Source organism: Halorubrum distributum JCM 13561, from assembly GCF_000337395.1.
In the GTDB taxonomy this organism is placed as follows: domain Archaea; phylum Halobacteriota; class Halobacteria; order Halobacteriales; family Haloferacaceae; genus Halorubrum; species Halorubrum distributum.
Genome location: NZ_AOJF01000056.1, coordinates 1 through 26,172 on the forward strand (window position 1 = coordinate 1; position 26,172 = coordinate 26,172).

Genomic DNA, 26,172 nt, shown 5'->3' on the forward strand with positions numbered 1-26,172 from the left:
GAGATGTGTATAAGAGACAGCCGCCAGCATCGCCGCGGTCTCGTCGTCGGTGTGGGGCGCGTACGGCGTGCCGTTCGCCCGGCTCATCGGTGCGCCTCGCCTCGTCCGCGGTCGGTCGACCGCTCGTCTGTGGCCCGTCCGTTCGCGGCTCGTCGGTTCGCGGCTCGTCGGTTCGCGGCTCGTCGGTTCGCGGGTGAAGTGGCGTCGGAAGGTGGCGTGGTCATGGTCGTGTGTCGGGTGGGTGTGTCGTCCGGGGGCCGCGGGCCGTCCTCGGCGTCGGTCCGGGGATCAAGCGATCTGGTCGTCGTACGCGTCGGCGTCGAGGAGCCCTTCGGCGTCGCCGCCGTCGGCGGGCTCGACCTCGAGCATCCAGCCGTCGCCGTACGGGTCCTCGTTGACGAGCTCCGGACGCTCGAAGAGGTCCTCGTTGACCGCGACGACCTCGCCCGAGACGGGCGCGTACAGGTCCGAGACGGCCTTGATCGACTCGACGACGCCGAACGACTCGCCGGCGGCTACCTCGTCGCCGACCTCGGGGAGCTCGACGAACACCACGTCGCCGAGCTCGTCCTGCGCGAAGTCGGAGACGCCGATCCGAACGGTGTCGCCGCCGGTCGTCGCCCACTCGTGCGATTCCAGGTACCGTCTGTCGTCGGGAACGTCGAAGCTCATTGGTCAGGGTCGCCGCGGTCCGCTCGGGGTCCGGCCCGCGACACGTGTGATTGACCCTTCTGACGACGAGGAAATAAAAGGTGTGTTCGCGGCGGTCGCGGCGGGGGAAGACCGTTCGGCGCGCCCCGTCAGGTCCACCGGTCGAGCCCGGTCTGGACCTGCGACTCCGCGATGCGCTCGAACCCCCGCTCGACCTCGTCGGCGTCGACGCCCCACTCGTCGACGACGTACGCGCGGGCGGCCTCGACGTCGGGGTTCACGTCGGCGTCGACCGCGACGTCCTCGGCCGGGGGGTCCATGAACAGCTCGCGGATCGCCTCGGCGTTCGGGACCTCCGCGTCGCGGGCCTCCAGAACGCCCCACAGGTCGCCGTGTTCCTTCACCGCCGTCACCGCCGTCTTCGGCCCGATCCCGCGGACCCCCTCGTTGAAGTCGGTGCCGCAGAGCATCGCGACGTCGACGAGCTCCTGCCGGTCGAGGTCGAGGTCCGAAAGCGTCGCCGCGAGGTCCATCAGCTCCGGGTCGCCCTTGCTCGTCAGCTGGCGGAGCGTCGTCGGCGCGCCGAACAGCAGGGTGTCGTAGTCCTCGCTGCCCGCGTGGTCGACGGCGCCGGTCGCGGCCATGTGCGCGCACTGTGCCTCCCCCTCGGCGGGCGCCTCCACGATCGGCACGTCGAGCAGTTCCAGGAGCTCGCGGGTCGTTTCTTGGATCGTGTCGGTGAGCCGCTGCGTGCGCGCCTCCAGCCGCGCGGCCTCGACGGCGTCGCCGCGCTCCTCGGCGGCCGCCCGCCGCTCCTCGGCCTGCTCGCGCTTCTCGCGGCGCTCGGCCACCTCGTCGGCCTTCAGGTCGGTGACGGCGCCGTCGAACACCATCACCGGGATCAGGTCGTGCTCGAAGAACTTCGGGAGCCCCTGGACGACCCCGATGAGGTTGGCGACCTCGACGCCGTCGGCGGTGGTGTACTTCTCGTCGCTCGTCCACTTGACCGTCGTCGTGAGGTAGCGGTACAGCCAGTTGTGCGCGTCGACGGCGACGACGCTCCCCTCCAGCTCCGCGAAGGGGACGTCGCGGATCGACGCGAGGTCGCGCAGGTCGGCGTTTCCCATTGTCGGAGTCAGGGGCGCGCCGCTCTTAAACGCTCACGGGTCCGGCGGCGGGCGGCGGTCGCCCTCGGCAGTCCCCCGCGGTCCCCCTGCCGACTTCTGGGCCGTTTATGTGCGTCACCCGCGTAGGTGTCCCCGTCTGAATGGTCTCCCCGTTCGAGGTGTTGGAAGTCGACGAGGACGCCGACGACGAGGCGATCGAACGGGCCTACCGCGAGCGCGTGAAGCGCGCGCATCCCGACCAGGGCGGTTCGATCGAGGAGTTCCAGCTGGTCCGCCGCGCCTACCGAGAGCTGTCCGAGCGCGCGGGCGACGGCGACGGGAGCGGCGACGGAGTCGACGCCGCTAACGTCGACCTCTCGGAGGGGGACGACGCGCGCGAGCCCAAGTCGACCCGCGTCGAGTTCCTCGACTACGAGGCCGTCGTCGACTACGGCTGGTCGCTTGACGACGACGAGCTGTTCCGGAAGGCCGGCCAGGCCGACCTCGGCCCCGACGCCCACGGTCGCCTGCTCGTCCACCCCGACGAGAGCCTGCTGGAGGCGGCCGAGCGGAGCGGCTTCGCGTGGCCCTTCTCCTGTCGCGGCGGCGCCTGCGCGAACTGCGCGGTGTACCTCGCCGAGGGGGAGCTCTCCCAGCCGACCGACCACATCATGCCCGAGGACCTCGCCGAGCGGGGGTTCCGGCTCTCCTGTAACGGCTACCCGCTGACCGACGAGCTGTCCGTCGTGTTCAACGTGAAGCAGCGACCGGAGCTCGACGACCTCATCCTCCCGCCCGGCCCGTTCACGCGTCGCTGAGCGCCGGGTACTCGGTCGGCACAAAAACGTTCGGCGTCGGGTCGCCGCCGGCGTCCGTCACCCGAGCAGGTACCGCAGCGCCGGAGCGTTCTCGACCAGTTCCGTCTCCTCTAACGCCCGGTCGATCCCGACGATCCGACCCGCGCCCCACGCGCCGAGCCCGAACAGGATCAGCATGTACACGAGCGAGCTGTCGACGAAGTAGCCGTGCGCGACCGGGAACCCGTCCATGAGTCCGCCCTGCCACGCGGCGGTCCAGAACATCGACATCATGATCGCACCCATCAGCGCGGCGAACCGGAAGAGGACGCCGAACAGCAGCGCCAGCCCGATCAGGATCTGTCCGAACACTACCATCGGGTCGATGATCGCCGCGAAGTCCGCGAAGAAGAGGAACAGTCCCTGGAGCGGATTAGCGTCGGCGATGGCGTTCTGGAGGAACCCGACCGAGCTCCACGCGAGGGGGTCGGCGAGGCCGCCCTCGAACAGCTTCGCCAGTCCCGCTTGGAGGAACACCCACGCCATCACGACCCGGAGTCCCAGCATCGAGTACGCCAGCCACGTCTCCGAGTAGTTGAAGTCCACGTTGCGGCCGAGCAGGTCTGCGCGGAGCGTCCGTTCCGACGGTTGTGTTGCCATAGTGTGACACCTCACGTGAGGAAGTTTCACACACCAGCAATAATCTACCGGCGGGTCCGATGCTCAGCAGTTTTGGAACTGTAGTGAGCCAAAACCCGTGCGCATATTCGACTGGGGCGCCCGCAGAGGGCGGACGGCCCGGTCGCTCCGGACAGAACGACTCGGTCGCCCCGGTCAGAACGACTCGGCGACCGCGGCGACGACGGCGTCTTCGACCGCGTCGCGCTCGCCGGAGAGGAACTCGATCTTGCCCTCGCGGACGCCCGCGGTGGCGATGTCCGCGTTCGGCGCGAGCTCGCGCGCGCGCTCGGCCACGTCGCGGACGGAGACGTCCGCGGTCGTGCGCACGTACAGTTCGTCGGTGCCGACGCCGACCGTCGCGAACGGCTCGCCGTCCGCGCGGCGCCGGTGGAGGTCGTCGAGCAGGAGCGGCGTCGGCGGGAAGTCGTACCGGTGGGTGTAGCCGTCGGTGTCGAGCAGCGCGAACTCCACGCCGTCGACCGCCTCGGTCACGACGTTCGCGTCCGCCGTCTCGACCTCGGTCTCCAGCTTCTCGCGGAACTGCTCGGAGACGTGCGCCGCGAGGTTGCCGCCGTCCGAGAACAGCAGGTCGGCGATCAGTTCGCGCTTGTCCTGGTACGACTGGTAGTACGCCTCCAGGGCGACCGCCTCGCGGAGCTCCGCGACGCGCTCGGCGTCGTAGCCCGCGTCGCGCGCGAGGTCGACATAGCGCTCGGGGGCGTCCGCCCAGTAGCTCACGGCCGGCAGGTGCCGGAGGTCGTCGCGGACCTCGCCGTTGATCGCGGACGCCAGCGAGGCGACGAGCGCGCCCGTCGAGAGCGTCTCGTCGCCGTCGACGTCGGCCAGCTCGGGCGAGACGAGCGTGTCGACCGCGTCCCGCGTCTCGGGGTCCGCGACCGCGGCGTCGACGACGACCGCGTCGACCCCGTACACCGACAGCAGGTCGATGCCGTCGGCGGACTCGGTCGTCGAGCCGGCGCCGACGAGCAGGAAGAGGGGGAGCTTCTCGTCGTGGCGGTCGCGGTCCTGGAGCATCCGGGTCGCGTCGTTGGTGGCCGCGTCCATCCCGTACACCGGCTCGTCGAGCGGGCGGCGGGTGAAGTAGTGGTACTCGGCGTCGCTCTTCGCGTGCTCGTCGCGGATCAGCGGGAGGACGGCGCGCTCGACCGCGGCGCCGGCGACGTAGCCGTCGGCCGTCGCCGGGTGGCGGACGACGATCGGCCGCGACTCGAGGACCGCGCGGCGGACCGCCTCGGCCGCGTCGAGGAGGCCGTCCGCGAGCTCGGCGACCGTCTCGTCGCCGCCGAGCGGCTGGAGGCCCTCGGGTCGCGCCTCGTCGGTGAGCGCCTCGGCGATGCGGCGGCGGACCGCCTCGGCCCCCTCGCCGTCGAGGAGGACGAGCGCCTCGGACTCGACCTGAACGTCGCCGCGGTGGCTCTCCACCTCGCCGTCGACCCGCACCGCGTCGCCGACCTCGACGTCCGGGTGCGCGCGGACGCCCGGCTCGACGAACGCGGCCACGTCGACCGCGCCCGTCTCGTCGCTGACCTCGAACACCGTCGGGCCGCCGGTCTGGCGGACGCCGACGACCTCGCCCTCGATCCGGACCGCGTCGCCGACTGCGTCTCCGAGCGTCTCGATGGACACCCGCTCGGGTTCCGCGTCGGCTTCGTCGTCGGCCGCCCCGGACTCCGCCGGCTCCGCGTCGTCGACGGTCGCTTCGCCGCCGCTCTCGGCGGACTCCGCTGCCGCCGAGTCCACGTCTCCCTCGGGCTCCGCACCCTCGTCGTCGGTCACGTCCGCCTCGGGCTCGTCGGTCTGCTCCGTGGCGGCGGACTCCGCCTCGCCCTCGGCGGGCTCGTCGACCGACGCCTCGACCGCCCCACCGTCGTCCGCGTCGACCGTCGCTTCGGGTTCGGCGGGCTCCTCGCTCGTCGGTTCGTCGGCGCCATCGGCGTCGTCAGCGGCGTCGGTATCCGTTTCCTCGTCGGGGAGGTGTTCCCCGGAAGACTCCTGAACGAGGACGCCGCGGAACTCGCGGTCCGCCTGTCGGATCGACCAGCCGAGGTCGACGTTGCCGTTGTCGCGGACGCCCTTCACCTGGACGAACACGTCGTCGCCAGGCTCCCAGTCGAGGCTGTCGAGGCGGCGGTCGAGCTCGGAGCGGTGGAGCAGTCCGGTGACGCCCGGCGAGAGGTCGACGAACACGCCGAACTCGGCGTACCCGTCGACGACGCCTCGGTAGAACCGGCTCGGAACCAGATCGTCGGGAGCGTCGCCGCGGAAGTCGAACACGACGTCCTCCTGGTGCGAGTCGCAGACGCGACCGCCCCCGACGTCGGTGCCACAGATGATACAGGATCCCATTTGAATACACCGAGAGTCTCGGGCCTAAAACGGTTGTCGAAAGCCCGCTAGCCGACTCGACGAGAACGCCACGAACGCTCGGCCGTCACGCCACGAACGCTCGGCCGTCACGCGCCCAGCAGCGTCCGCGCCGCGGCCACGACGCGGTAGCCCACGCCGTAGCCGAGCGCGGCGGGCGGGAGCGCGGCCGCGACCGTCCGGATCGATCCGAGCCCGTGGATCTCCCTGAACCCGACGAACAACAGCACCGCGGCGTACGCGCCACAGAGCACCCGGAGCTCGGGGATCGCCGGCCCGCCGAGCGCCATCGGCGAGCTCGCGTACGCGACGACTTGGACCGTCTCACTCACGCCGCCGCGGTCGCGCAGCCCCAGCCCGCCGTCGAACTCGACGCTCGCCAGCACGACCGAGACGGTCGCGACCGCGGCGGTCAGGTGGAGGCCGACCGGCGCCGCCAGCGCGACCACGACGAGGAACACCACGGCCTCCGACAGCAGCTGCGAGGAGGGCACGACGACGGGCATCGCCGCGGGGTCCGACCCGATCCAGCCGAGCGTGAACGCCGCGGCGACCGCGACCGCGAACGTCAGCGCGGGCGCCTGATCGCCGGGCGTGACCCCGTTGGCGAACGCTCGCCGCGGCCGGACGAGAACCTCGCCCCACGTGCGCACGATGCCGCGGAGTCCGCGGAGGCGTCCGCCCGCCGAATCGCTCATGCGAGACGTCACGGTCGGAGTTCGGCCGCGCGGAATAACCCGTTTCCGGTTCGCTACGCGGAGGGCCGAACTCGGTCCGGTCGCTCGGCCTCGCCTTCCAAACTTATCAGCGCTGATACGCGGCGCGCAAACGCTTATATCGGTCCCGTCTGAGTGTCGCTCGAATGGCTGCGTTCCGAGACGACGAGCGAGGGTTCACCCCGCTGGCGGGGACGGGACTGCTCGTCGGGGTCGTCGTGTTGCTGCTCGCGCTCGTCGGCGCGGCGGTGTTCGGTCTCATCGACGGCGTCGCCCCGCCGGACGCCGAGTTCGAGGGGCAACAGGAGAACGGCTCGCTCGTGGTCGTCGCGCTCGGCCCCGAGCCGGTCCCGGCCGAGGAGCTGTACGTCCGCGGCGAGGACCCGGACGGGAACGTCCAGTTCGGCGCGTGGCCGGGTGACGGCGTCGTCAGACCGGGCGATCAGGTCGTCGTGCCCAACGCCACCGGCAACGAGAACTTCGAGGTCGTCTGGGAGCCAGTGGCGTTCGACACCCGCGAGACGCTCGGGAGCTACGACGGCGAGGACTCCGCCATCCAGGAGTGGAGCGAGGAGAGCGGCGGCAGCCCGGGCGGCGCCGTCGGCGTCTGAGGCCGGTCCGGGCGATAACCGAGGGGACCGAACACGAACGCTCGCGAGCGTTCGCTCGGCCGTGACGCTACTCGACCGCGACCCACTCCCCGCGCTCGTCGGCGCGCTCGACCGCCGCGAGCGCGCGCTGGACCTCGTACCCATCTTCGAACGACGGCTCGAACGGCCGGCCCTCGGCGACCGCCGAGAGGAACTCGTAGTTCTCGTGCACGAACGTGTGCTCCCACCCGATCACGTGCCCGGGGGGCCACCAGCGGTCGACGTACGGGTCCGACTCCTCGGTCACCAGCACCGTCTCGTAGCCGCGGTTCCCCTCGCGGAGCACCTCCAGTTCGTTCAGCCGCTCCAGGGAGAACCTCAAGCTTCCCTTCGATCCGTGGACCGCGATCGTGTGGTCGTTCTTGTGCCCCTCGGCGACGCGGCTCGCCTCGAAGCTCCCGGTCGCGCCCGACTCGTAGGCGACCTGCGCGTCGTACGCGTCGTCGACCGTCACGTCGCGGTACTCCTCTATCTCCCCCTCGTCGTCGTAGACGGGCCGCTCGTCGACGAACGTCGTCAGCTGTCCCGAGACGCGGTCGATCCCGCCGACAGCGTCGCCGACGAGGAAGTTCGCGAGGTCGATCGTGTGCGCGCCGAGGTCGCCGAGCGCGCCGGATCCGGCCATCTCGGCGTCCATCCGCCACGCCCACGGCGCCTCGGGATCGACGAGCCAGTCCTGGAGGTACCGCCCGCGGACCTGCCGGATATCGCCGAGTTCCCCGTCCTCTATCAGCCCCTTCGCGTAGCGGATCGCGGGGACGAAGCGGTAGTTGAACGCGGCCCCGGCCGTGACGCCCGTCGCGGCCGCCGCGTCGCGCATCGCCGCCGCCTCCGCCATCGTCGGCGCGAGCGGCTTCTCGCAGAGGACGGGGACCCCCGCTTCGAGGGCCGCGATCGACGGCTCCGCGTGGACGTGGTTCGGCCCGAGGTTGTAGAAGACGTCCACCTCGTCGAGCGCGGCCTCCCAGTCGGTCGCGGTGTGCGAGAAGCCGAACCGCTCGGCCGCGTCCGCGAGCGCCGCCTCGTCGCGCCCGACGAGCGTGTGGCGCTCGATCTCGGGCGCGTCCGGGAAGAACATCGGGAGCCGCGCCATCGCGTTCGCGTGCGCCTTGCCCATGAATCGATACCCCAGAACGCCGATCTTCAGTGGTTCGTCGGTCATTGTCATGGATTATCGCGGTCGCCGCCTCACTCCGCCCAGTAGGCGTCGCCCGGTTCCGTCTCGAACACCGCGCGGTCGAGCACGTCGACGGCCTTCTCTAACCCCTCCCGGGACGACGTGAGCGAGTCCTCGTGTTCGATCGACAGCGCGCCCTCGTAGCCGACCATCCGGAGCGTCGAGACGACGTCCTTCCAGTGTTCCTCGCCGTGGCCGTAGCCGATCGAGCGGAACAGCCACGAGCGGTCGGCCTCCTCGGCGTAGCCGGTCGTGTCGAGGACGCCCTTCACGCGGGCCTTCGCGTCGTACACTTTGGTGTCCTTCGCGTGGACGTGGTGGATCGCGTCGCGCTCGCCGAGGAAGCGGATCGCCTCCGTCACGTCGATCCCCTGCCAGTAGAGGTGCGAGGGGTCGAAGTTGGCCCCGATCCGGTCGTTCGTCGCCTCCCGGAGCGCGAGCAGCCCGGTCGGCTCGTACACCAGCATGTTCGGGTGCATCTCGATCGCCACGTCGACGCCGTGATGCTCGGCGTGCTGCGCCAGGTCGCGCCAGTAGGGGATCGCGACCTCGTCCCACTGGTAGTCGAGCGCGTCGGCGTGTTCCGTCGGCCACGGCGCCGTGACCCAGTTCGGCGTCGAGTCGCCGGGCGCCCCGGCGGGGAGCCCGGAGAAGCAGGTCACCGCGTCGACGCCCAGCTGGTCCGCCAGCTCGATCGCCTCGCGCAGCTCGCGGTCGGCCGCCGCGGCCCGCTCCTCGTCGGGATGGAGCGGGTTGTTGTGCGTCGCCAGCGCGGAGATCCGGAGGTCGTGGTCGTCGAGCAGCGCCCGGAGGTCCTCGCGGGCCGCCGCGTCGTCCAGGAGCGCCTCGCGGTCGACGTGGTCCTCGCCGGGCCAGCCGCCGACGCCGAGTTCGACGGCGTCGACGCCGATCCCGTCGAGGTACGCGGCCGCGTCGTCGAGCGGTTCGTCGCCCAAGGGAACCGTTAGCACGCCGATGTCCATGCGCGGAGCTTCACCGAGGCCCCGCATAAGCCTTCAGGAAGCGTCGGCGTGGTCGCCGGTCGAATCGATCCGCGGACCCGAGACGCTCGTCCGCGACCGCGCTCCGCCGCCGCGATCCGGGCCGCTCCGCGCCGCGAACCGCATGAGGTTTTAACGGGTGGAACGCGTACAACGTGGTATGGGAATCCTCTCGCGCGCCTCCTACGTCATCCGCTCGAAGGTGAACGCCCTCCTGAACCGAGCGGAGGACCCGACTGAGTCGCTCGACTACTCGTACGAACAGATGCGCGACGAGCTCCAGGACGTCAAACAGGGGATCGCCGACCTGACGACCCAGAAGAAGCGCCTGGAGATTCAGAAGCGCAAGCTCGAAGAGAACGTCGAGAAGCACAACCGCCAGGCCCGCGAGGCGGTCCAGCAGGACCGCGACGACCTCGCGCGCAAGGCCTTGGAAAAGAAGAAGTCGAAGATGACCCAGATCGAGGAGCTGGAGGGCCAGATCGCCGAGCTGAACAACACGCAGGAGCAGCTCGTCGAGAAGAAGAACAAGCTCCAGAACCGCATCGAGGAGTTCCGCACGAAGAAGGAGACGATGAAGGCCCGCTACGAGGCGGCCGAGGCGTCCTCCCGCGTCTCCGAGGCGATGACCGGCGTCGGCGACGAGATGGAGGACGTGAGCCGCTCCATCGAGCGCGCCGAGGAGCGCACCGAGGAGATGGAGGCGCGCGCCGAGGCGATGGACGAGCTGGAGGACTCCGGCGCGTTCGAGGACGCGCTCTCGGACAAGGACAGCATCGACCGCGAGCTGGAGGGGCTCTCGACGAACAGCGAGGTCGACGCGGAGCTGGAGACGCTCAAGGGCGAGCTCGGGAAAGGCGAGTCCTCGAACGGCGACGCCGCCGTCAGCGACGAGGAGGTCGACGACGAGCTGGCCGACATCGAGGCCGAGATCGACTCGGACGACTTAGAGAGCGACCTCGATGGTGACGGCGGTTCCGGGAACGCCGACCTCGACGAGGAGCTCGACGTCGAGCTCGAGGAGTCGGAGTCCGACGCGGACGAACAGCGGAACTGAGGTCGCGCCCGGTCAGCGTTCGGTCCCCGCCCTCATCGCGGTCCCCGCCTTCTTTCTTCCCCGCTTCCGATCAGCTCACTCCGACGCCGGCCGCGCTCCGGTCCCCGCGTGGTCCCGGTCGGCCAGTCGGATCTCGCCGTCCGCGAGGTCGACGCCCTCGTACGGGTCCTCGGCGAGCAGCAGCGAGCCGTCGACGTCGGCGTAGTCCAGTAGGGGCGCGAGCTGCGCGGCCGCCGCGATGGAGGCGTTCGACTCGATCATGCAGCCGCACATCACTTCCAGCCCGTGCGCCCGGGCGGCGGCGATCAGCCGGCGCGCCTCGGAGAGGCTCCCGGTCTTCATCAGCTTCAGGTTCGCGATGTCGCACCGGTCGGCGATCGCGGGCACGTCCGCGGCCGTCACGCAGGACTCGTCGGCGGCGATCGGCAGCTCGGCCCGCTCGTAGACGTAGCGGAGCCCCTCCGGGTTCTCGGCGGGCACGGGCTGCTCGACGAACTCCACGTCGCGCTCGGCGAGCCAGGCGCTCTTCGCGACCGCCTCCTTCGGCGTCCACGCCTCGTTGGCGTCGACGCGGAGTCGCGCGTCGGGCGCGGCCTCGCGGACCGCGTCGATCAGCTCCCGGTCGCGGTCGGTACCGAGCTTGATCTTCAGCACGTCGTAGCCGGCCGCGACGGCGTCGGCCGCCTTCTCGCGCACGCGGTCGGTCTCGTCGAGCCCGATCGTGAACGAGGTCTTCGGCGCGTCGCTCGGGTCGAGCCCCCAGAGCCTGTACAGTGGGACGCCGAGCCGCTTCGCAGCGAGGTCGTGGACGGCGATCGAGACGGCGCAGCGGGCGGCGGGGTTGCCGTTCACGACCCCCTTCAGTTCGGCCTCGATCTCGCGGAGCGCGTGGGGGTCGCCGACGCGCTCGACGGCGTCGAGCAGGTCCGGCATGACCGCGGCCACCGTGTCGGCCGTCTCGCCGTAGTGGGCCGACGGCGCCGCGCCGCCGACCCCGGTCATCCCCGCGTCGTCCGTGATCCGAACGACCACGTTCTCGGCCTCGGTCTGGGTGCCCCGCGAGATGGTGAACGGGTTTTCGAGGGGGAGCGAGACCCGCTCGAACTCGGTTTCGAGGCTCATTGGCTACCGAGCCCCGCGTCGACGATTCCGTCCACGATGCGGTCCGCGCCGTCCCGGACCGGGTCGGCGGCCGGGACCTCGACCTCGTCGCCGAAGTCGGCCACGGCGTCCGCGGCGGCCGCGTCGTCGGCCACGTCCTTCGTGTTGAGCGCGCCGGCGACGACGCTCGTCTCGTGGACCGGCGCCGCGAGGTCCTCGTAGAGGTCGACGTAGTCGGCGAGCGGCGGGAGGTCGAACGACTCGTAGCCGTGGACGACCTCGCGGCCCGCGGCGTGACAGAGGACGAGACCGTCCGCCATCGACCCGTGGAGGATGCCGCAGGTGACCGCCGAGTAGGCGGGGTGGACGATGCTCCCCTGCCCCTCGACGACGAGCAGGTCGTGGTCGTCGCCGGCCTCGACGAGCATCTCCTCGACCGCGCCCGCCGCGAAGTCGGAGACGACGCGGTCGATCGGGTTCCCCCACCCCGCGATCATGATCCCGGTCTGTCCCGTCGGGACGAACGCGGCGTCGATGCCGCGCTCGCGGGCGGCGGCGACGATCTCCAGCGAGGCGGTCATCTTCCCGACCGAGCAGTCGGTGCCGACCGTGCACACCACGTCTGCCTCGACGTCGCCCGAGGCCCCCGACGCGACCGTGAGGTCGTCGTCGGGCTTCCGGACGTCGACGAGGTCGACGCCGTGCTCGTCGGCCAGCGCGGCCAGCCCCTCGTCCTCGTTTAAGAAGTAGTGGAGGCCGCTCACCACGTCGCAGCCGGCCTCGATCGCGGCTTCGACGTCCGACCGCCACGACTCGTCGAAGCCGCCGCCGATCGGCGCGATTCCGATGTAGAGGGCGTCGAGGTCGCCGTCGGCCGCGGCGTGCGCGTCCGCGAACGACTCGACGATCGGCGCGTCCGCGATATCCGGGACGTGGTCGGTCACTCGGTCGCCGGCGCGGTCGCGGTCGAGGACGCCGCACACCTCCTGGTCGCCGTAGCGCATCACGCCGAGCGCGGTCTTCGCGCGGTCGGGGAACTTCTCGTGGGCGAGGACGGCGATCCGCTCGTGGTCCATGGTGGGTCGCTCGCCCCGGGAGTTCTTAAAAGAGTCGAGGGTCGGCCGAGGGGCCGACTCGACCGCGGCGATTTCATCGGACGGGACTCCGACCATCGCTGCGACATTTATAAACGAACTGCGGTGGCGCGTGCCTGCGAGGCCGCCCCTGCGGCCGAGCAGCACGCGCGAGGGAGTCAGTCGCCGGAGCGAAGCGGAGGCGACTGACGAGGCTGGGGAGGTGTGAGGCGCGGTGCCGTGCGGTGCGGGACTCAAAGGGGCAGCCGGGAGGCGGGCGCAGGCGACGCAAGCACCGCAGGGAGCGAACGGAGTGAGCGACTGAGGAGCGCAGCGAGCGTGCGCCCGCCTCCCGGCTGGGGATTTGGAGGAGTTCGCCGTCGATCCGCCAGCGGCCATTTATAAATAAGCGGCTGGGGCTTTGGAGGAGTTCGCCGTCGATCCGCCAGCGGCTATTTATAAGTAAGCGGCTGGGGCTTTGGAGGAGTTCTCAGCCGAGTTACAGTCTCCTATTTATAAACGAGCGACTGGGGACCATTCAAAAAGAACGACCTCGCGACCTGAACGCGCGTCTTACGCGCTGCCGTCGACGAACTGGTCGGCGCCCTCGTAGAACCAGTAGCCGTTCTCGCGCATCGCCCGACCGAGCTCCTGATGGAACTCGACGAAGTCCGCGAACTCCTCCTGCTCGACGTTCTCGAAGATTTCCTCGACGGAGACGACCGTCTCGAAGTCGATCCGGATCGGGTGGTCGCCGTACTGCTCGACGTACTCCGCCGCCGTCAGCGGGAAGTCCTCCTCCTCGTCGATCTTCTTCGCGAGCACGGCGTGGCCGTACTGCCGCATGCCCTCGCTCCCCTGCTCGCCGTCGGGGTCGTGTGGCCAGTCCATATGGGGAAATTCGCCGGATCGGGGATAGTGGTTTCGGATGCGGCGGTGACGGCCGGCCGCGCCCCGCGACCTGCTCAATCACACGCCGACCGCCGCACAAGGCACTTCACGGCGCTCCGCGTGGCTCGCGACATGCGCCGCAGAGCCCTCCTCGCGTCCGCGGCCGCCGTCTCGACCGCCTCGCTCGCCGGCTGTCCGACGCCACCGTGGGGCGACGACCCCACGGAGATCGACGGCGCCGAGGTGACGTTCCGCCGCGAGTACGACGGGGAACTCGACGTCACGGGCTCCGGCGGGAACGACGTCGCCGAGGTGCGCCGACGCCTGGATCGCGACCCGCCGCGGCTGGTCGTGGCGGGCTCACTTCTCGACGGCCCTCGCCGCTGTGAACGCGTCGCGCTGTTCGAGGCGGCGCTCGACGACGGGACGCTCCGCCTCCGGATCCGCTCCGAGAACGACCCCGACTCGGACGTCGACCGCTGTTCGGACGTCGCCGAACCCCACCCGTACTCGGTCGCCGTCGCGTTCGCCGACGCCCCCGTTCCGGTGCGCGTCGAAGTCCGCCACGGCGATGAGGCGGTGCTGGAAGAACGCGTATAAAAAGCCGACGTCGCTCAGTCGTCCGCGGACGCCGCGTCGTCGCCCGCGGCCTCGATGTCGACCTCGATCTCCGCGGACGCGGCCTTGTACTCCGGAATCTTGGCGCGCTCGTCGAGCACGTCGTTGGTGAGGCGGTTCGCGGAGGCGGCCGCGAAGTGCGGCGTGGTCCAGACGACGCCCTCCTTGATGTCCTCGGTGACGTCGGCGCGGACGGTGATCTCGCCGCGGCGGGACTTCAGCACGACGTCGTCGCCGTCCTCGATGCCGTACCGCTCGGCGTCGTTCGGGTGGACGTCGACGAAGTTCTCCGGGTGCTGCTTCGAGAGCGTGGGCGAGCGCCGGCTCATCGTCCCCGTGTTGTAGTGTTCTTCGAGCCGCGCCGTGGTCAACACGAGCGGGTACTCCTCGTCCGGGACCTCCTTCGGCTCCTGGTGGACGACGCCCTCGATGCGGCCGAGGCAGTCCTCGGTCTCGAACTCCTCTTCGTAGAGGAAGGGGTCGCCCTCGTCGCCCTCCTCGTAGCAGGGCCAGTGGAGCCCCGTCTCGCCGAGCGCGTCGTAGGTCATCCCGTGCATGATCGGGCAGACCTCGCGCAGCTCCTCGAACACGTCCTCGGGACCGTCGAAGTCGAACTCGTCGCCGTCGAACAGCCGCGTGCCGACCTCACAGAGGATGTCGAGGTCGTGGCGCGTGTTCTCGTGGACCTTGTGGACCCCGCGCATGCGCTGGACGCGCCGGTCGGTGTTGGTGACGGTGCCGTCGCGCTCGGCCCACGTCGTCGCGGGGAGGACGACGTCCGCGAGCTCGGCGGTCTCGGTCATGAAGATGTCCTGGACCACCATGAAGTCGAGATCCTCGCGGAACCGCTGCTCGGTCCGGTTGCCGTCCGGCTCGCTCATGATCGGGTTCTCGCCCATGACGTAGAGGCCGTGGACGGTGTCGCCGATCGCGTGGGAGATCTCGACGTTCGTCAGCCCGGGCTCCGCGGGCACCTCGAACCCCCACACGTCCTCGACCGACTCGCGGGCCTCGTCGTCGTCGACGAGCTGGTACCCCGGGAGGACGTTCGGCATCGCGCCCACGTCGCAGGTCCCCTGAACGTTGTTCTGTCCGCGCAGGGGGTTGACGCCGGTGCCGGGCCGGCCGAGGTTCCCCGTGATCAGCGCGAGGTTGATCTCGTTTTGAACGTTGTCGACGCCGCAGGTGTGCTGGCTCATCCCCATCCCGGTGAAGATGGCGGCGTCGTTCGCCATCGCGTACTTCTCGGCGGCGAGCTCGATGTCCGCCAGCGGAACGCCACACTCCTCGGCGGCCGCCTCCTTGTCGAAGTCCGCGAGCGTCTCCTTCAGGTGGTCGATCCCCTTGGTGCGCTCCTCGACGAACTCCTCGTCGATCCAGCCCGCCTCCGGCTCCTCCTCGTGACGCTCTAAAATCGTCTTGAGGACGACGTTCAGGAGCGGAATGTCGGTACCCGGCTTCAGCTGGAGGTGCATGTGCCGGTCGGTGTCGTCGATCTCGAACGACCGGGTGGTCTTGTTCGCGTGCGGGTCGACCTGGATGACGGTCGCGCCCTCCAGCACGGCCTGCCGGAAGTACTGGCTGTTGGCGATCGGGTGCTGCTCGCCGGGGTTCGCGCCCTGGATCCACAGCACGTCCGCGGAGTCCTCCAGGTCGGCCATGCTGTTCGTCATCGCGCCCATCCCGAGGCTGGTCCGCAGCGCCCAGACGGTCGAGGCGTGACACATCCGCGTGCAGTTGTCGACCTGGTTGGTGCCGTACCGCCGCGCCAGCTTCTGGATGAGGTAGTTCTCCTCGTTGAACGTCTTCGAGGAGCCGAAGAAGCCCATCCCGTCCGGGCCGTGCTCCTCGCGGATTCCCCGCATCTCGTCGACGACCCGGTCGAGCGCCTCCGACCAAGTCGCCTCGCGGAACTCGCCGTCCTCCTTGATCAGCGGCTCCGTCAGCCGGTCCTCGTGGTCGACGACCTGCGTCGCCGCGCCGCCCTTGATACAGACGCTCCCCTCGTTCACCGGCGCGTCGCCCCACGGCATGAACCGCATCTCGCCGGGCTCGTCGCCCTCGAGCACGCGGATCCCGCAGCCGACGCCGCAGTACGGACAGATCGTCTTCGTCGCGTCGTCCGGCTCACTGGACATCGGTCTCACCGCCCCCGTGTGTGCTCATACCGCATGATCCATCGTGGCCGTCCATCAGTGTACCGGTGGTTTCCGTCGGTGAGAGAGTGCGCGAAGCGGAAGACGGGCGGGGCGGAGAGCGGGCGAAGCAGAGGGTCAGCGAACCGGAAGACGGGCGGAGCGGAGGGCGGATGAGGCACGAAGCATTCGGCGAATTAGCATCGATGGCTGACAGGTTATTAATGGTAATTTATAATGGAAAAACATTTACTATGGTTTGTTAACACGTTTCAACCGGGATCAACATGAAAGCTGTTGTCTATCAAGGCCCGTACGACGTGGCCGTCGAAGACGTAGACGAACCGGAGATAGAACACCCGAACGATGTCGTCGTCGACATCACGACTTCCTGTATCTGCGGGTCGGACCTCCACATGTACGAGGGACGGACCGCGGCCGAGGAGGGGATCATCTTCGGCCACGAGAACATGGGCGTCGTCAGCGAGGTCGGCGAGGCTGTCTCGACGCTGGAGGAGGGCGACCGCGTCGTCATGCCGTTCAACGTCTCCTGCGGCTTCTGCCAGAACTGCGAGGAGGGGTACACCGGCTTCTGTACCAACGTCAACCCCGGCTTCGCGGGCGGCGCGTACGGCTACGTCGCCATGGGCCCGTATCCGGGCGGACAGGCGGAGAAGCTGCGCGTCCCGTACGCCGACCACAACGCGCTGAAGCTGCCGGAGGGCCGCGAACACGAGGACGCGTTCGCGCTGCTCGCGGACATCTTCCCGACGGGGTGGCACGGCACCGAGCTGGCGAACCTCGAGTCCGGCGAGTCCGTCGCCATCTTCGGCGCCGGGCCGGTCGGGCTGATGGCCGCCTACAGCGCGAAGCTCAAGGGCGCGGCCGAGATCTACGTCGTCGACCAGGTGCCGAGCCGACTCGAGTTGGCCGAGGAGCACTGCGACGCCCACCCGATCGACTTCTCCGAGGGCGACCCGGTCGACCAGATCATCGAGGAACACGGCGGGATGGTCGACAAGGGCGTCGACGCGGTCGGCTACCAGGCGACCGACCCGGACGACGTCGACACGGAGACGGAGGACTACTCCTACCAGCCGGCCAAGGAGAACCCGGCGGTCGTGATCAACAACCTCATCCGCGTGGTCCGGCCGACCGGCGAGCTGGGGATTCCCGGACTCTACGTTCCCGAGGACCCCGGCGCGCCCGACGACATGGCCGCGCAGGGCCGCCTCGGCATCGACTTCGGGAAGTTCTTCGAGAAGGGGCTCAAGTGCGGCACCGGGCAGTGTAACGTGAAGGAGTACAACCGCTACCTGCGGGACATGATCATCGAGGGCCGAGCCGATCCGACGTGGGTCGTCTCGCACCGCGTGGACCTCGAGGAAGCGCCCGAGATGTACGAGGCGTTCGACGCTCGCGAGGAGGGCGTCACGAAGGTCCTGCTGGAGCCCTGACTCCCGAGCTACCCCTCACCCGCGTTCCGTTTTTTCCAAACCGCGACGCGCGTCAGACCCGGAGCCACGCCTTCGGGTGTTCCGCCCGGAGGTGCGACTGGTACCGCGAGACCAGCTCCGGATAGCCGTCGGCGACGCAGTGCCACTCGCAGAGGTCGCAGCCCCGTTCGACCGCCTCGTCGCCGCCCTGAACGTGTCCGCCGCGTCTGTATGTGACCATGGGATTCCCGCCGCGGCCGCCCCGCGTCGATAGGTATCATACGTCACGGTCAGGGTTCACTCTGTCGGCGGTGGAGACGCGCGGCGGCGACCGCAGGAATCCCGCCCCGTCGCACCCGCCTCGTCGCTCCCGTTCGTCGCATCTGGCTCGTCGCACCTGCCTCGTCGCTCCGGCCCGCCGTACCCGACTCGTCGCTCCGGCTCGCCGTACCCGACTCGTCGCTCCCGCCGAAACCGGTATGTCGATCCCTCTCGTGGTGACCCGTATGTGTAAGTACTGTAACTGGGCGTTCCACGACGAGTGGGGTCAGCTGCTGAAGTACGACGACGTCTACCAGTCGGCGGTCAGCGCCGAGACGGAGTCCACCCACGGCTTCCACGAGGACTGGGACGACCTACAGGCGGAGCTCGGCATCTGACGCGGCGGCCTCACAGCGGGAACGCCTCGGCCGCCTCCTCGCCGGTCGCCGTCTTCCCGTCGACCTCGGCGGTCGCCAGGTCGTCGAGCTCGCCGCGAATCTTCGCCTCGTCCATCTCGCTGCCGATGAACACGAGCCGCGTCCGGCGGTCGTCGTCGGGGGCCCACTCGCCGATCGGTCCGGCCTGTACCGACGGGCCGGCCTGGCTCACGCCGATGACCTCGTCGGTGCCCGCGACGTTCGCGACGCCCTTCGCCCGCACGATGGCGCCGTCCCAGTCGTCGAGCCAGTCCGCGAACGGCTCCGGGTCGAGCGCGTCGGTCGAGCGGTAGACGAACGAGTCGACCCCGTGGGCCGCGGCGGCCCCCTCGGCGTGGTCGTGGCCGTGCGCGTGGCCGCCTCCTTCCGCCTCGCCCTCGCCCGCCGCGCCCCCGTCTCCTCCGTCGCCCTCGCTCTCGGCTATCGCCCGCTTCCACCCCGGCGACCGCTTGGCCGTCTCGAAGTCGAACCGCCCCGTGTCGAGCACGTCGTCCGGATCGACTTCGGAGTAGCTCGTCCGGATCCGCTTCGCTCGCGGCCCCAGCCGGTCGGCGACCGACTCGATCTCGTCGAGCACGTCGTCGGGGACCATGTCCGTCTTGTTCAACACGAGCACGTCGCAGAACTCGATCCCCTCGACGAGCACGTCCGCGAGGGGACGGTCGGCCGCCGGCTCGCCGTCGCCCGGGAGGCTCTCGCCGGCGTCGAACTCCTTCCAGAACCCGTAGCTGTCGAGCACGGTCACCATCGTGTCGAGCCGGAAGCGCTCGGTCGGGTCGACCTCGCTGTCATCGGTCCCCTCGGTGAACGCCCGCGCGATCGGGATCGGCTCGGAGATGCCCGACGACTCCACGAGGAGGTAGTCGAACTCGCGCGACTCGGCGAGCGCCGCGGCCTCCGACAGGAGGTCGTCCTGGAGCCGGCAGCAGATACAGCCGTTCGAGAGGTCGACGACGCCCTCCTCGTCGTTCTCGCGGGCGACGAGCTCGGCGTCGACGTTCACCTCGCCCATGTCGTTTAAGATGACCGCGATCCGCCTGTCGCCGGGGTTCGCGAGGAGGTGGTTCACCATGGTCGTCTTCCCGGCGCCGAGGTAGCCGCTGAGGACCGTGACCGGGATCCGGTCGTCTGCCATGTATGCTACCAGTCCCCACGGTTGTATCAAACGATCGATCGGGACGATCGGCACGAACGTTCATCCGTCCCACCGCCGTACCGCGAGCCGATGGACCTGAGCGAGTCGACCGTCCGGGACCGCGCCCGGGCGTACGCGGCGGCGGAACCGCTGTACGACGTGGAGCGCCAGCACGTCGAGACGGTCGCGAAGACGTTCGCCGGCGACGAGTACGGGCGCCGAGACGCGCAGTGGATCGTCCGGTGGTACTTCCGGCGGTACCTCGGCGAGTATCCTGACCGCGAGCGGCGCGAGCGGGAGGAGGCGTTCCGCGACAACGAGTTCGACGACGTGATCGACGCCATCGACGGCGCCGTCGACGCGGTGGGCGTGAATAGCGACGACTCAGCGAACGTCGCCGCCGCCCTCGACGCGCTCACCGCGCTCGACGGGGTCGACGTCGCGGTCGCGTCCGGGTTCCTCCAGTTCCTCGCGCCCTCGCGGTTCGTCGCGATCGACCGCCGGACGTGGACGGTGCTGGCCGCCGCCGGCGAACTCGACGACCCCTACCCGGACCCGCCGTCGGCGGCCGACTACCGGCGGTTCGACGACGCCTGCCGGGCCGTGACCGACCGGACCGGCGTCGACGCGTGGACGCTGTACCGGGCGCTGTGGCGGTCGTTCGAGGAGCTTCCGGCGGGGACCTCGTAGCGGCTCACTCCACGACCTCGACGACCGGGTCGTCCGCGACCAGGCGCGTGAGGAGGACGCGCGGCACGTTCGCGCGGAAGAGGATCTCCCCGGCGACCGCCCGGGCCGCGGCGGCGTCCGCCTCGTCGTCGACCTTGTTCACGACGGGGATCGCGGTCGCGTCGCCGGGGACGCCCTTCAGCCCGCCCGCGGGGCTCGCGAGGACCGTCGCGACGTCGGCGGGGCGGATCTCGTCGCCGATCTCGCGGCCCGTGATCGCGGCGACCTCCTCCGGCCGGTGGACGAGCTCCTCGGTGAGGGGTTCGCCGACGACGTGCGCGCTCGCGATCGGGACGACGACGTCCGCGCTCGGCGGGATCTGCGGCTCGTGGTCGCCGGGCGCCTTGAATTCTCGGAGGCGCGCCCCGTCGGCCTTCACGAGGGTCGCGCCGGGCGCGGCGTCGGCGATCTCGGCGACGGTGTCGACGTCGTACCCGAGGTACCGGTCCGAGCGCTCGCGCTCGGGGACCAGCCCGAGCGGCCAGTCGCCGTCCGCCGCCTCCTCGATCGCGGCCGCCGGGTCCTCGGTCACCCGCACCGCGGCAACCCGGTCGTCGAAGATCGGTATCCGCACGCTTGCGGTCACGACCGAGCGATCGAGCCGGTCCGCGAGCGCGAACAGCGTCGACTTCTTGCCGCCCGCGCCGACGACGCAGACGGTCGCGTCGCGGGCGTCGAGCGCGGTCGTCAGGTCCATGACCGGACGTTGTCCCGCCGCCGGCCTCACTCTAACGGTCGGAGCCTCGGGCGGAGGGGGCGCCGCGCGGGCACTCGACCCCAGCGGCGAACAGATTGATACGTCTCCGCCGCGCAGAGTGGCTGAATGAGTCGGCGCCGCACTCGGGTCCTCCGCGTCGACCTCTCGACGGGCGAGACCGCCCGCGAGCCCGTCCCGCGGGAGTGGCGACGCGACTACGTCGGCGGGAAGGGGCTCGGAGCGCGCTACCTCTACGAGGAGCTGTCGCCGGGAACGGACCCGACTGCCCCGGAGAACTGCCTCGCGCTTTTCGTCGGGCCGCTCGCGGGCTACCTCCCGGGAGAGACGCGCTACGCCGCGGTGACGAAGTCTCCGCTCACCGGCGGCTTCCTCGACTCCTACGCAGGCGGCGACTTCGCCGACCGCCTCGCGGGGTCGCTCGCAGACTGCCTCGGGCTGCTCGTGACGGGCGCCGCCGACCGACCGGTCCGGATCGAGGTCGAGGGCGGCCGCGCCCGGATCGAGCCGACCGACGCGTGGGGCGACGACGCTGCCGAGACGGCCGAGCGGTTCCCTGACGCCGGGGTCGCCTGCGTCGGCCCCGCCGGCGAGCGCGAGGCGGCGTACGCGACGATCGCGAGCGGCGGCGGCGCCCACCACGCGGGCCGCGGCGGCGCCGGAGCCGTGATGGGCGCGAAGCGCCTCAAATCGGTCGTCGCTCGCGACCCCTCGCCGACGGTTCCGGACGACCTCGCCGCGCTCCGCGACCGCGACGTCGCGGCCTACGGCGACGAGCCGACCGGCGAGTGGCAGGCGGCCGGCGAGACGGTCGAGACGGTCGACTACGCCAACGAGGTCGGGATCCTCGCGGCGGAGGGGTGGACGGGGACCGGCTTCGACGGCGCCGACGACATCGGCGTCGAGGCCGCCCTGGAGCGCTCGTCGGGGCGCGAAGGGGAAGGCTCGGACGTCCCCGGCGGCTTCCGGATCGACACGGCCGACGGCGAGGTGGTCCCCCGCGGCGCGGCGCCGATCACGCTCGGCGCGGGCCTCGGCATCGACGACTTCGACCGCGTCGTCGACCTCTGCGGGGTCTGCGACCGGCTCGGCCTCGACGTGATCGGCGCGGGCAACGCGGTCGCGTGGGCGGTCCGCGCCGGCGAGGCGGGGATCGTCGACTGTCCGGTCTCGTTCGGCGACGCCGACGGCGCCGAGCGCCTCTTGGAGGCGATCGCGGCCCGCGAGGCGCCGCCGGATCTCGACGTCGATCCCGACCTGCCGGACGCGCTCGCGGACGGTATCGACGCCGCGGTCGAACGGTTCGGCGGCGCGGGACTCGTGCCGACGGTGAAGTCGATGGCGCTGCCGGGCTTCGACCCCCGCGCGGCGGTCGGCGTCGCGCTCGCGTACGCGACGAGCGACCGCGGCGCGTGCCACCGCCGCGCGCGGCCGCAGGACAGCGAGCCCCTCGCCCGGCCGGACCGGTCCCCCGCAGACCGGGTCCGCGACGTGGTCGGCGAGCAGAACGCTCGCTCCGTCCTCTGGAGCCTCGTCGTCGACGACTTCGTCGGCGAGGCGGTCTGGACCGACCTCGGCGCGGAGTGGCTCGCGGCGGTCGACCATCCCGCGGTCGCCGACGTCGACCGCGACGGGGACGGGACCGACGCCGGCGTCGACAGCGGAACCGACCCCGCCACGCCGGACGAACCGGTCGACGCGCTCGCGGCGACCGGCGAGCGCATCTGGACGCTCACGCGGCTGTTCAACGCCCGCGAGGGGTTCGACCGCGCGGACGACGCGCTCCCCGCCCCGCTGCGCACCGCCGCGGCCGACGGCACGCCCGGCGTCGACGTCGAGGCGTTCGACCGCCTGCTGGACCGCTACTACGCGGCACGAGGGTGGGGAGACCGCGGGCTCCCGACGCCAGCGACGCTCGACCGGCTCGGACTCGCCGGCGTCGTCGACGACGCGACCCCGCTGGACGAACGCCCGATCGACCCCGTCGCGGCGGCCGAGTCCGACGACTGACGGGCGGAAAAACCGTGCTCTCCGGCCGACGCGGACGCCTCAGCGTCGCAGTCCGCCCTCGGCTTTGATCCGCATGATGTGCCGAACGTTGAGATAGATCTCCTCCGGGGACGTCTCCTCCTCGTCGTCGTACAGGTCCGAGACGCGGTAGAGGACCGCCGAGAGCTGCTTGCTCTCCGAGCTGTCTCCCCGAACGTCCTCGGCCACGTCGCGGAGGAACTCCCGCACTTCGTCGTCCGCGGCGAACTCCGCGTCCGACGCCTCGTCCGGTACCACCGGATCGACGCCCGCGGCGGCGAGGGGGTCCTTGCGGTCGGCGGCGGCACCTCCCGCCTCGGCGCCCCCCTCGGCGTCTGGGGCGTCGTCGCCGGCGTCGGTCATCGCCCCTCGCTCACCCCCCGACGCCGGACGACACCGGCGTTGTTCGCGACGTTCTCGACGAGCACCTTGAACGCGTCCGCGGTCTCGCCGTCCTCCAAGACGACGGGCTCGCCGTCGTCGCCGCCGGTGCGCACCTCCGGGTCGAGCGGGATCCCGCCGAGGAACGGGAGGTCGTGCTCCTGCGCGAGCGCCTTCCCGCCGCCGGAGCCGAATATCTCGTGGAAGCCGCCGCAGTCCGGACAGCGGAAGCCGGCCATGTTCTCGGCGATGCCGAGGACGTTCGTGTCGTGTTTGCCGAACATGCGGAGCCCCTTCACCGCGTCGTCGAGCGCCACGTCCTGCGGCGTCGTGACGATCACGGCGCCCGTCAGCGGGAGCGTCTGGAGGATCGTGAGCTGGGTGTCGCCGGTGCCGGGCGGCAGGTCCATCACGAGGTAGTCGAGCTCGCCCCACTCGACGTCCTCGACGAGCTGGGTGATGATCTTGTGGACCATCGGGCCGCGCCAGATGACGGGGTCGTCCTCGCCGGTGAGGAAGTCCATGCTCATCAGCTTCACCCCGAACCGCTCGGGGGGAACGATCGTCTCGCCGTCGGTCTCGGGACGCTCCTCGGCCGACACCATCCGGGGCACGTTCGGCCCGTACACGTCGGCGTCGAACAGGCCGACGCGGGCGCCCAGTTGGGAGAGCCCGGCGGCGAGGTTCACCGCCACGGTCGACTTCCCGACGCCGCCCTTCCCGGAGGCGACCGCGATCACGTTCTGGACGCCGGGAAGGACCTGCTCGTCCGCCGAGAGGTCGTCCGGGATCGACGCCGACAGCTCCACGTCGAGGCCGGTGTCCGCGAGCGCCTCGCGCACGTCGTCCGCGACGGCCGACTCGTTCGGCGAGAAGGGGGCGCCGAGCGCGAGCGACACGCGGACCGTCCCCGCGCCCTCGTCGACCTCGACGTCGTTCACCAGCCCGAGCGAGACGATGTCGTCGCCGAGGTCGGGGTCCCGCACGTCCGCGAGCCGCTCCCGCACGTCCGCTTCGTTCATGCTCGGGGGGAGGGCCGTGGGTCGAATAAGGGTTCTGTCACCCGATCCGCCCTCCGGTGGGCGGTCAGTCGATCCGCGTCCCGGCGGCCTCGCCGCGCAGGAACGGCGCCAGTCCCTCCGCGCCGAACACGTACGCCGGCGCGTCGAGCGCGAGCAGCTCCCGCACCTTCGCGGCCATCCCTCCCGAAACGTCGGTGGCGTCGCTCGCGCCGAGCGCGTCCGCGACCGCGTCGAACGCGTCGATCTCGTCGATTACGTCCCCCTCGCCGTCGAGGACGCCGGGGACCGTCGAGCAGACGCCCACGCGGCGCGCGCCGAGCCCCGCGGCGAGTTCGACGACCAGCTCGTCGCCCGAGACGACCGTCACCCCGTCGCGCGCAGTCGCCACCCCGTCGCCGTGGAGGACCGGGACGAACCCCTCGCCGAGCAGCGTCGCAACCGACCCGAGCGGGAGGTCGAGCCCGCCGTCAGCTCCCTGTGACCGCGCCGCGAGCGACAGCGGGTGGACGGGCACCACCGGCACGCCGCGCTCGCGGAGGCGCTCCAGCACGTGCGCGTTCAACCGCTTCATCGCGCCGTGGACCGCGGCCACCGCGTCCGCGTCGCGCGTCCCGTCGGTCGTCGAGACCCCGTGTTCGCTGGCGTGGTGGTGGCCGAAGCTCCCGCCGCCGTGGACGACGACGAGCCGGTCGAGGTCGCCCGCCGCGAGCGCGCCGGCGACGGCGTCGCAGGCCGCGTCGAGCGCCGCGTCGTCGAGCGTCTCGGGGCGGCCCTTCTCCGTGATCAGGCTCCCGCCGAGCTTGAGGACGACGGGGGGTGCGGCGACGTCAGCGGCGTCGGCGTCGAGATCGGCCGCGCCGCCCGTCACGGCTCCACCACCCGGACGCCCTCGGTCGCCAGCTCGGCGCGGAACGCCTCCTCGCAGCCCTGCGTGAACGAGAGCGCGGTCTCCGTCGCGTCGCTCTCGTCGAGCGCGACGATGCAGCCGCCGCCGCCCGCGCCGGTGAGCTTCGCGCCGTGTGCGCCCGCGTCCCGCGCGGCCCACACCATCGCGTCGAGCGACCGGGCGGAGACGCCGAGCGCGGCGAGCAGCCCGTGGTTGAAGTCCATCAGCTCGCCCAGCTCCGCGAGCAGCGCCGGATCCGGGTCGCTCTCCGGGTCGGCGTCGGCGAGCAGCCCCTCGCCGGCCCGGACGAGGTCGCCGACGGATTCGACCGTGTCCGCGGCGAACTCGTGTTCTTCGCGCAGCGCGCGGACGCCGGCGACGAGTTCGCCGGTGTCGCCCGCGCCGCCGTCGAAGCCGACGACGAACGGGAGGTTCGGGGCGTCGATCGGCTCGCAGTCGTCGCCCTCGACCCGCACCGCGCCGCCCATCGTCGAACAGAAGGTGTCGGCCCTGGAGGCCTGTCCGTCCTGGACCTCGAACTCGGCCCGGTACGCCCGGTCGGCGAGCTCGCGGCGGTCCAGCGGCTCGCCGAGCGCCCGGGTCGCGGCGTCGATACCGGCGACGACCACGGCCGCGGACGACCCCAATCCCGCGCCCAGCGGGATGTCGCTCTCGACGGTGATGTCGAAGCCCGCGTCGGGCGCGTCGGCGGCGTCTCGCGCCTGCTCGACGGCCGCGTCGACGTATCCCATCGCAGCCTCGACGAGCGGAGTCGGCACGTCGACGTCGGGGCGGTCGCCGGTGCCGCCGGCGTACTCCACCGTGAACCCGTCCAGGGAGAGGTCCTCGGCCTCGACGCGCACGTGGTCGTCCTCGCGCGGCTCGGCGGTCACCGTCGCGCGTCGCTCGATGGCCGCCGGCACGGCCGGCTCGCCGTAGACGACGGCGTGTTCGCCGAAGAGGTACACCTTCCCCGGCGCTTCACAGACGGTCATACGAACTCCCTCTCCCCGCGTGCTTACAGGCGTTGCGCTTGTGGGCGGGGCGAGCGGCGGGGATCCGGAACGTGAGACTGCCCTGCCCCCGTCAGCTTTTCACCGGCG

At 71.0% G+C, this 26,172-nt stretch carries 26 protein-coding genes; 8 read left to right on the forward strand and 18 right to left on the reverse strand.

Annotated features, from left to right (window positions below; genetic code table 11):
- Nucleotides 1–288 precede the first annotated feature (288 nt).
- The gene (gene gcvH / locus C470_RS13200; RefSeq protein ID WP_004595290.1) at nucleotides 289–672 is read right to left on the reverse strand and encodes a glycine cleavage system protein GcvH; all 384 of its coding nucleotides are present in this window, start codon (nucleotides 670–672) and stop codon (nucleotides 289–291) included.
- Nucleotides 673–800: 128 nt separating this feature from the next.
- The gene (gene fen, locus C470_RS13205; RefSeq protein WP_008367831.1) at nucleotides 801–1,778 is read right to left on the reverse strand and encodes a flap endonuclease-1; all 978 of its coding nucleotides are present in this window, start codon (nucleotides 1,776–1,778) and stop codon (nucleotides 801–803) included.
- Nucleotides 1,779–1,918: 140 nt separating this feature from the next.
- Here fen and fer point away from each other — a divergent pair, with 140 nt between their 5' ends.
- Nucleotides 1,919–2,575 (forward strand): ferredoxin Fer, encoded by a 657-nt coding sequence (fer, locus tag C470_RS13210; protein ID WP_008367832.1) that lies wholly within the window; start codon nucleotides 1,919–1,921, stop codon nucleotides 2,573–2,575.
- 57 nt (nucleotides 2,576–2,632) lie between these two features.
- Here fer and C470_RS13215 read toward each other — a convergent pair whose 3' ends face one another.
- From C470_RS13215 to C470_RS13225, 3 genes are all read right to left on the reverse strand, one after another.
- The gene (locus C470_RS13215) at nucleotides 2,633–3,214 is read right to left on the reverse strand and encodes a DoxX family protein (RefSeq protein ID WP_004599582.1); all 582 of its coding nucleotides are present in this window, start codon (nucleotides 3,212–3,214) and stop codon (nucleotides 2,633–2,635) included.
- 174 nt (nucleotides 3,215–3,388) lie between these two features.
- On the reverse strand, nucleotides 3,389–5,602 hold the full coding sequence (locus tag C470_RS13220; protein WP_008367834.1) for a DHH family phosphoesterase: 2,214 nt from the start codon (nucleotides 5,600–5,602) through the stop codon (nucleotides 3,389–3,391).
- A gap of 107 nt (nucleotides 5,603–5,709) precedes the next feature.
- Complete coding sequence (locus C470_RS13225) at nucleotides 5,710–6,318, reverse strand: YIP1 family protein (RefSeq protein ID WP_008367835.1); 609 nt, start codon at nucleotides 6,316–6,318, stop codon at nucleotides 5,710–5,712.
- A 164-nt stretch (nucleotides 6,319–6,482) separates the two neighbouring features.
- Here C470_RS13225 and C470_RS13230 point away from each other — a divergent pair, with 164 nt between their 5' ends.
- The gene (locus C470_RS13230; protein ID WP_004595284.1) at nucleotides 6,483–6,947 is read left to right on the forward strand and encodes a type IV pilin; all 465 of its coding nucleotides are present in this window, start codon (nucleotides 6,483–6,485) and stop codon (nucleotides 6,945–6,947) included.
- Nucleotides 6,948–7,014: 67 nt separating this feature from the next.
- Here the strand turns inward: C470_RS13230 and C470_RS13235 are convergent, their stop codons facing one another.
- Nucleotides 7,015–8,148, reverse strand: coding sequence for a Gfo/Idh/MocA family protein (locus C470_RS13235; RefSeq protein ID WP_008367837.1), 1,134 nt, complete (start codon nucleotides 8,146–8,148; stop codon nucleotides 7,015–7,017).
- Between the two features lie 26 nt (nucleotides 8,149–8,174).
- Nucleotides 8,175–9,146 carry a sugar phosphate isomerase/epimerase family protein gene (locus C470_RS13240; protein WP_008367839.1) on the reverse strand — a complete coding sequence of 324 codons (972 nt, stop codon included), beginning with the start codon at nucleotides 9,144–9,146 and terminating at the stop codon, nucleotides 8,175–8,177.
- 178 nt (nucleotides 9,147–9,324) lie between these two features.
- Between C470_RS13240 and C470_RS13245 the strand changes: the two genes are divergently transcribed.
- Nucleotides 9,325–10,221: a PspA/IM30 family protein gene (locus C470_RS13245; protein WP_007345079.1), complete on the forward strand. Its 897-nt coding sequence runs from the start codon at nucleotides 9,325–9,327 to the stop codon at nucleotides 10,219–10,221.
- A 75-nt stretch (nucleotides 10,222–10,296) separates the two neighbouring features.
- Here the strand turns inward: C470_RS13245 and C470_RS13250 are convergent, their stop codons facing one another.
- The 3 genes from C470_RS13250 to C470_RS13260 form a co-directional block, all read right to left on the reverse strand.
- The gene (locus tag C470_RS13250; RefSeq protein WP_008367841.1) at nucleotides 10,297–11,343 is read right to left on the reverse strand and encodes a dipeptide epimerase; all 1,047 of its coding nucleotides are present in this window, start codon (nucleotides 11,341–11,343) and stop codon (nucleotides 10,297–10,299) included.
- Complete coding sequence (locus C470_RS13255; RefSeq protein ID WP_008367844.1) at nucleotides 11,340–12,398, reverse strand: DUF1611 domain-containing protein; 1,059 nt, start codon at nucleotides 12,396–12,398, stop codon at nucleotides 11,340–11,342. The genes C470_RS13250 and C470_RS13255 overlap by 4 nt, the downstream gene beginning before the upstream one ends.
- 570 nt (nucleotides 12,399–12,968) lie before the next feature.
- A complete protein-coding gene (locus C470_RS13260) occupies nucleotides 12,969–13,286 on the reverse strand; it encodes a DUF5785 family protein (RefSeq protein ID WP_004595278.1) in 318 nt (105 codons plus the stop codon).
- A gap of 132 nt (nucleotides 13,287–13,418) precedes the next feature.
- Between C470_RS13260 and C470_RS13265 the strand changes: the two genes are divergently transcribed.
- On the forward strand, nucleotides 13,419–13,886 hold the full coding sequence (locus C470_RS13265; protein ID WP_008367845.1) for a hypothetical protein: 468 nt from the start codon (nucleotides 13,419–13,421) through the stop codon (nucleotides 13,884–13,886).
- Between the two features lie 14 nt (nucleotides 13,887–13,900).
- Here the strand turns inward: C470_RS13265 and fdhF are convergent, their stop codons facing one another.
- Complete coding sequence (gene fdhF, locus C470_RS13270; protein ID WP_008367849.1) at nucleotides 13,901–16,042, reverse strand: formate dehydrogenase subunit alpha; 2,142 nt, start codon at nucleotides 16,040–16,042, stop codon at nucleotides 13,901–13,903.
- A gap of 284 nt (nucleotides 16,043–16,326) precedes the next feature.
- On the opposite strand from fdhF, the gene C470_RS13275 reads away from it, so the two are divergent.
- Nucleotides 16,327–17,496: a glutathione-independent formaldehyde dehydrogenase gene (locus C470_RS13275; RefSeq protein ID WP_004595275.1), complete on the forward strand. Its 1,170-nt coding sequence runs from the start codon at nucleotides 16,327–16,329 to the stop codon at nucleotides 17,494–17,496.
- Between the two features lie 52 nt (nucleotides 17,497–17,548).
- Here the strand turns inward: C470_RS13275 and C470_RS16175 are convergent, their stop codons facing one another.
- A complete protein-coding gene (locus tag C470_RS16175) occupies nucleotides 17,549–17,716 on the reverse strand; it encodes a hypothetical protein (RefSeq protein ID WP_004595274.1) in 168 nt (55 codons plus the stop codon).
- Nucleotides 17,717–17,981: 265 nt separating this feature from the next.
- Here C470_RS16175 and C470_RS16180 point away from each other — a divergent pair, with 265 nt between their 5' ends.
- A complete protein-coding gene (locus tag C470_RS16180) occupies nucleotides 17,982–18,134 on the forward strand; it encodes a hypothetical protein (protein WP_008367851.1) in 153 nt (50 codons plus the stop codon).
- Between the two features lie 10 nt (nucleotides 18,135–18,144).
- Here the strand turns inward: C470_RS16180 and C470_RS13280 are convergent, their stop codons facing one another.
- Nucleotides 18,145–19,308, reverse strand: coding sequence for a CobW family GTP-binding protein (locus tag C470_RS13280; RefSeq protein WP_008367853.1), 1,164 nt, complete (start codon nucleotides 19,306–19,308; stop codon nucleotides 18,145–18,147).
- Nucleotides 19,309–19,398: 90 nt separating this feature from the next.
- Between C470_RS13280 and C470_RS13285 the strand changes: the two genes are divergently transcribed.
- Nucleotides 19,399–19,998 carry a hypothetical protein gene (locus tag C470_RS13285; RefSeq protein ID WP_004595271.1) on the forward strand — a complete coding sequence of 200 codons (600 nt, stop codon included), beginning with the start codon at nucleotides 19,399–19,401 and terminating at the stop codon, nucleotides 19,996–19,998.
- 4 nt (nucleotides 19,999–20,002) lie between these two features.
- On the opposite strand, the gene yqeC is transcribed toward C470_RS13285, so the two are convergent.
- Complete coding sequence (gene yqeC, locus C470_RS13290) at nucleotides 20,003–20,734, reverse strand: selenium cofactor biosynthesis protein YqeC (RefSeq protein WP_008367855.1); 732 nt, start codon at nucleotides 20,732–20,734, stop codon at nucleotides 20,003–20,005.
- Between the two features lie 126 nt (nucleotides 20,735–20,860).
- Between yqeC and C470_RS13295 the strand changes: the two genes are divergently transcribed.
- Nucleotides 20,861–22,762 carry an aldehyde ferredoxin oxidoreductase family protein gene (locus tag C470_RS13295; RefSeq protein ID WP_008367857.1) on the forward strand — a complete coding sequence of 634 codons (1,902 nt, stop codon included), beginning with the start codon at nucleotides 20,861–20,863 and terminating at the stop codon, nucleotides 22,760–22,762.
- A gap of 39 nt (nucleotides 22,763–22,801) precedes the next feature.
- Here the strand turns inward: C470_RS13295 and C470_RS13300 are convergent, their stop codons facing one another.
- From C470_RS13300 to mvk, 4 genes are all read right to left on the reverse strand, one after another.
- The gene (locus tag C470_RS13300) at nucleotides 22,802–23,143 is read right to left on the reverse strand and encodes a hypothetical protein (protein ID WP_008367859.1); all 342 of its coding nucleotides are present in this window, start codon (nucleotides 23,141–23,143) and stop codon (nucleotides 22,802–22,804) included.
- Nucleotides 23,140–24,183 carry an Mrp/NBP35 family ATP-binding protein gene (locus C470_RS13305; protein ID WP_004595267.1) on the reverse strand — a complete coding sequence of 348 codons (1,044 nt, stop codon included), beginning with the start codon at nucleotides 24,181–24,183 and terminating at the stop codon, nucleotides 23,140–23,142. Before C470_RS13305 ends, C470_RS13300 begins: the two co-directional genes overlap by 4 nt.
- Before the next feature lie 64 nt (nucleotides 24,184–24,247).
- Nucleotides 24,248–25,051 (reverse strand): isopentenyl phosphate kinase, encoded by an 804-nt coding sequence (locus C470_RS13310; protein ID WP_008367861.1) that lies wholly within the window; start codon nucleotides 25,049–25,051, stop codon nucleotides 24,248–24,250.
- Nucleotides 25,048–26,064, reverse strand: a complete 1,017-nt coding sequence (mvk, locus tag C470_RS13315) for a mevalonate kinase (RefSeq protein ID WP_008367863.1) — start codon at nucleotides 26,062–26,064, stop codon at nucleotides 25,048–25,050. Before mvk ends, C470_RS13310 begins: the two co-directional genes overlap by 4 nt.
- Nucleotides 26,065–26,172 lie beyond the last annotated feature (108 nt).

Excerpts from the sequence above, each read along its gene's own strand:
- gcvH (WP_004595290.1), bottom strand. The coding sequence starts at position 672 with ATGAGCTTCGACGTTCCCGACGACAGACGGTACCTGGAATCGCACGAG.
- fen (WP_008367831.1), bottom strand. The coding sequence starts at position 1,778 with ATGGGAAACGCCGACCTGCGCGACCTCGCGTCGATCCGCGACGTCCCC.
- fer (WP_008367832.1), top strand. The coding sequence starts at position 1,919 with ATGGTCTCCCCGTTCGAGGTGTTGGAAGTCGACGAGGACGCCGACGAC.
- C470_RS13215 (WP_004599582.1), bottom strand. The coding sequence starts at position 3,214 with ATGGCAACACAACCGTCGGAACGGACGCTCCGCGCAGACCTGCTCGGC.
- C470_RS13220 (WP_008367834.1), bottom strand. The coding sequence starts at position 5,602 with ATGGGATCCTGTATCATCTGTGGCACCGACGTCGGGGGCGGTCGCGTC.
- C470_RS13225 (WP_008367835.1), bottom strand. The coding sequence starts at position 6,318 with ATGAGCGATTCGGCGGGCGGACGCCTCCGCGGACTCCGCGGCATCGTG.
- C470_RS13230 (WP_004595284.1), top strand. The coding sequence starts at position 6,483 with ATGGCTGCGTTCCGAGACGACGAGCGAGGGTTCACCCCGCTGGCGGGG.
- C470_RS13235 (WP_008367837.1), bottom strand. The coding sequence starts at position 8,148 with ATGACCGACGAACCACTGAAGATCGGCGTTCTGGGGTATCGATTCATG.
- C470_RS13240 (WP_008367839.1), bottom strand. The coding sequence starts at position 9,146 with ATGGACATCGGCGTGCTAACGGTTCCCTTGGGCGACGAACCGCTCGAC.
- C470_RS13245 (WP_007345079.1), top strand. The coding sequence starts at position 9,325 with ATGGGAATCCTCTCGCGCGCCTCCTACGTCATCCGCTCGAAGGTGAAC.
- C470_RS13250 (WP_008367841.1), bottom strand. The coding sequence starts at position 11,343 with ATGAGCCTCGAAACCGAGTTCGAGCGGGTCTCGCTCCCCCTCGAAAAC.
- C470_RS13255 (WP_008367844.1), bottom strand. The coding sequence starts at position 12,398 with ATGGACCACGAGCGGATCGCCGTCCTCGCCCACGAGAAGTTCCCCGAC.
- C470_RS13260 (WP_004595278.1), bottom strand. The coding sequence starts at position 13,286 with ATGGACTGGCCACACGACCCCGACGGCGAGCAGGGGAGCGAGGGCATG.
- C470_RS13265 (WP_008367845.1), top strand. The coding sequence starts at position 13,419 with ATGCGCCGCAGAGCCCTCCTCGCGTCCGCGGCCGCCGTCTCGACCGCC.
- fdhF (WP_008367849.1), bottom strand. The coding sequence starts at position 16,042 with ATGTCCAGTGAGCCGGACGACGCGACGAAGACGATCTGTCCGTACTGC.
- C470_RS13275 (WP_004595275.1), top strand. The coding sequence starts at position 16,327 with ATGAAAGCTGTTGTCTATCAAGGCCCGTACGACGTGGCCGTCGAAGAC.
- C470_RS16175 (WP_004595274.1), bottom strand. The coding sequence starts at position 17,716 with ATGGTCACATACAGACGCGGCGGACACGTTCAGGGCGGCGACGAGGCG.
- C470_RS16180 (WP_008367851.1), top strand. The coding sequence starts at position 17,982 with ATGTGTAAGTACTGTAACTGGGCGTTCCACGACGAGTGGGGTCAGCTG.
- C470_RS13280 (WP_008367853.1), bottom strand. The coding sequence starts at position 19,308 with ATGGCAGACGACCGGATCCCGGTCACGGTCCTCAGCGGCTACCTCGGC.
- C470_RS13285 (WP_004595271.1), top strand. The coding sequence starts at position 19,399 with ATGGACCTGAGCGAGTCGACCGTCCGGGACCGCGCCCGGGCGTACGCG.
- yqeC (WP_008367855.1), bottom strand. The coding sequence starts at position 20,734 with ATGGACCTGACGACCGCGCTCGACGCCCGCGACGCGACCGTCTGCGTC.
- C470_RS13295 (WP_008367857.1), top strand. The coding sequence starts at position 20,861 with ATGAGTCGGCGCCGCACTCGGGTCCTCCGCGTCGACCTCTCGACGGGC.
- C470_RS13300 (WP_008367859.1), bottom strand. The coding sequence starts at position 23,143 with ATGACCGACGCCGGCGACGACGCCCCAGACGCCGAGGGGGGCGCCGAG.
- C470_RS13305 (WP_004595267.1), bottom strand. The coding sequence starts at position 24,183 with ATGAACGAAGCGGACGTGCGGGAGCGGCTCGCGGACGTGCGGGACCCC.
- mvk (WP_008367863.1), bottom strand. The coding sequence starts at position 26,064 with ATGACCGTCTGTGAAGCGCCGGGGAAGGTGTACCTCTTCGGCGAACAC.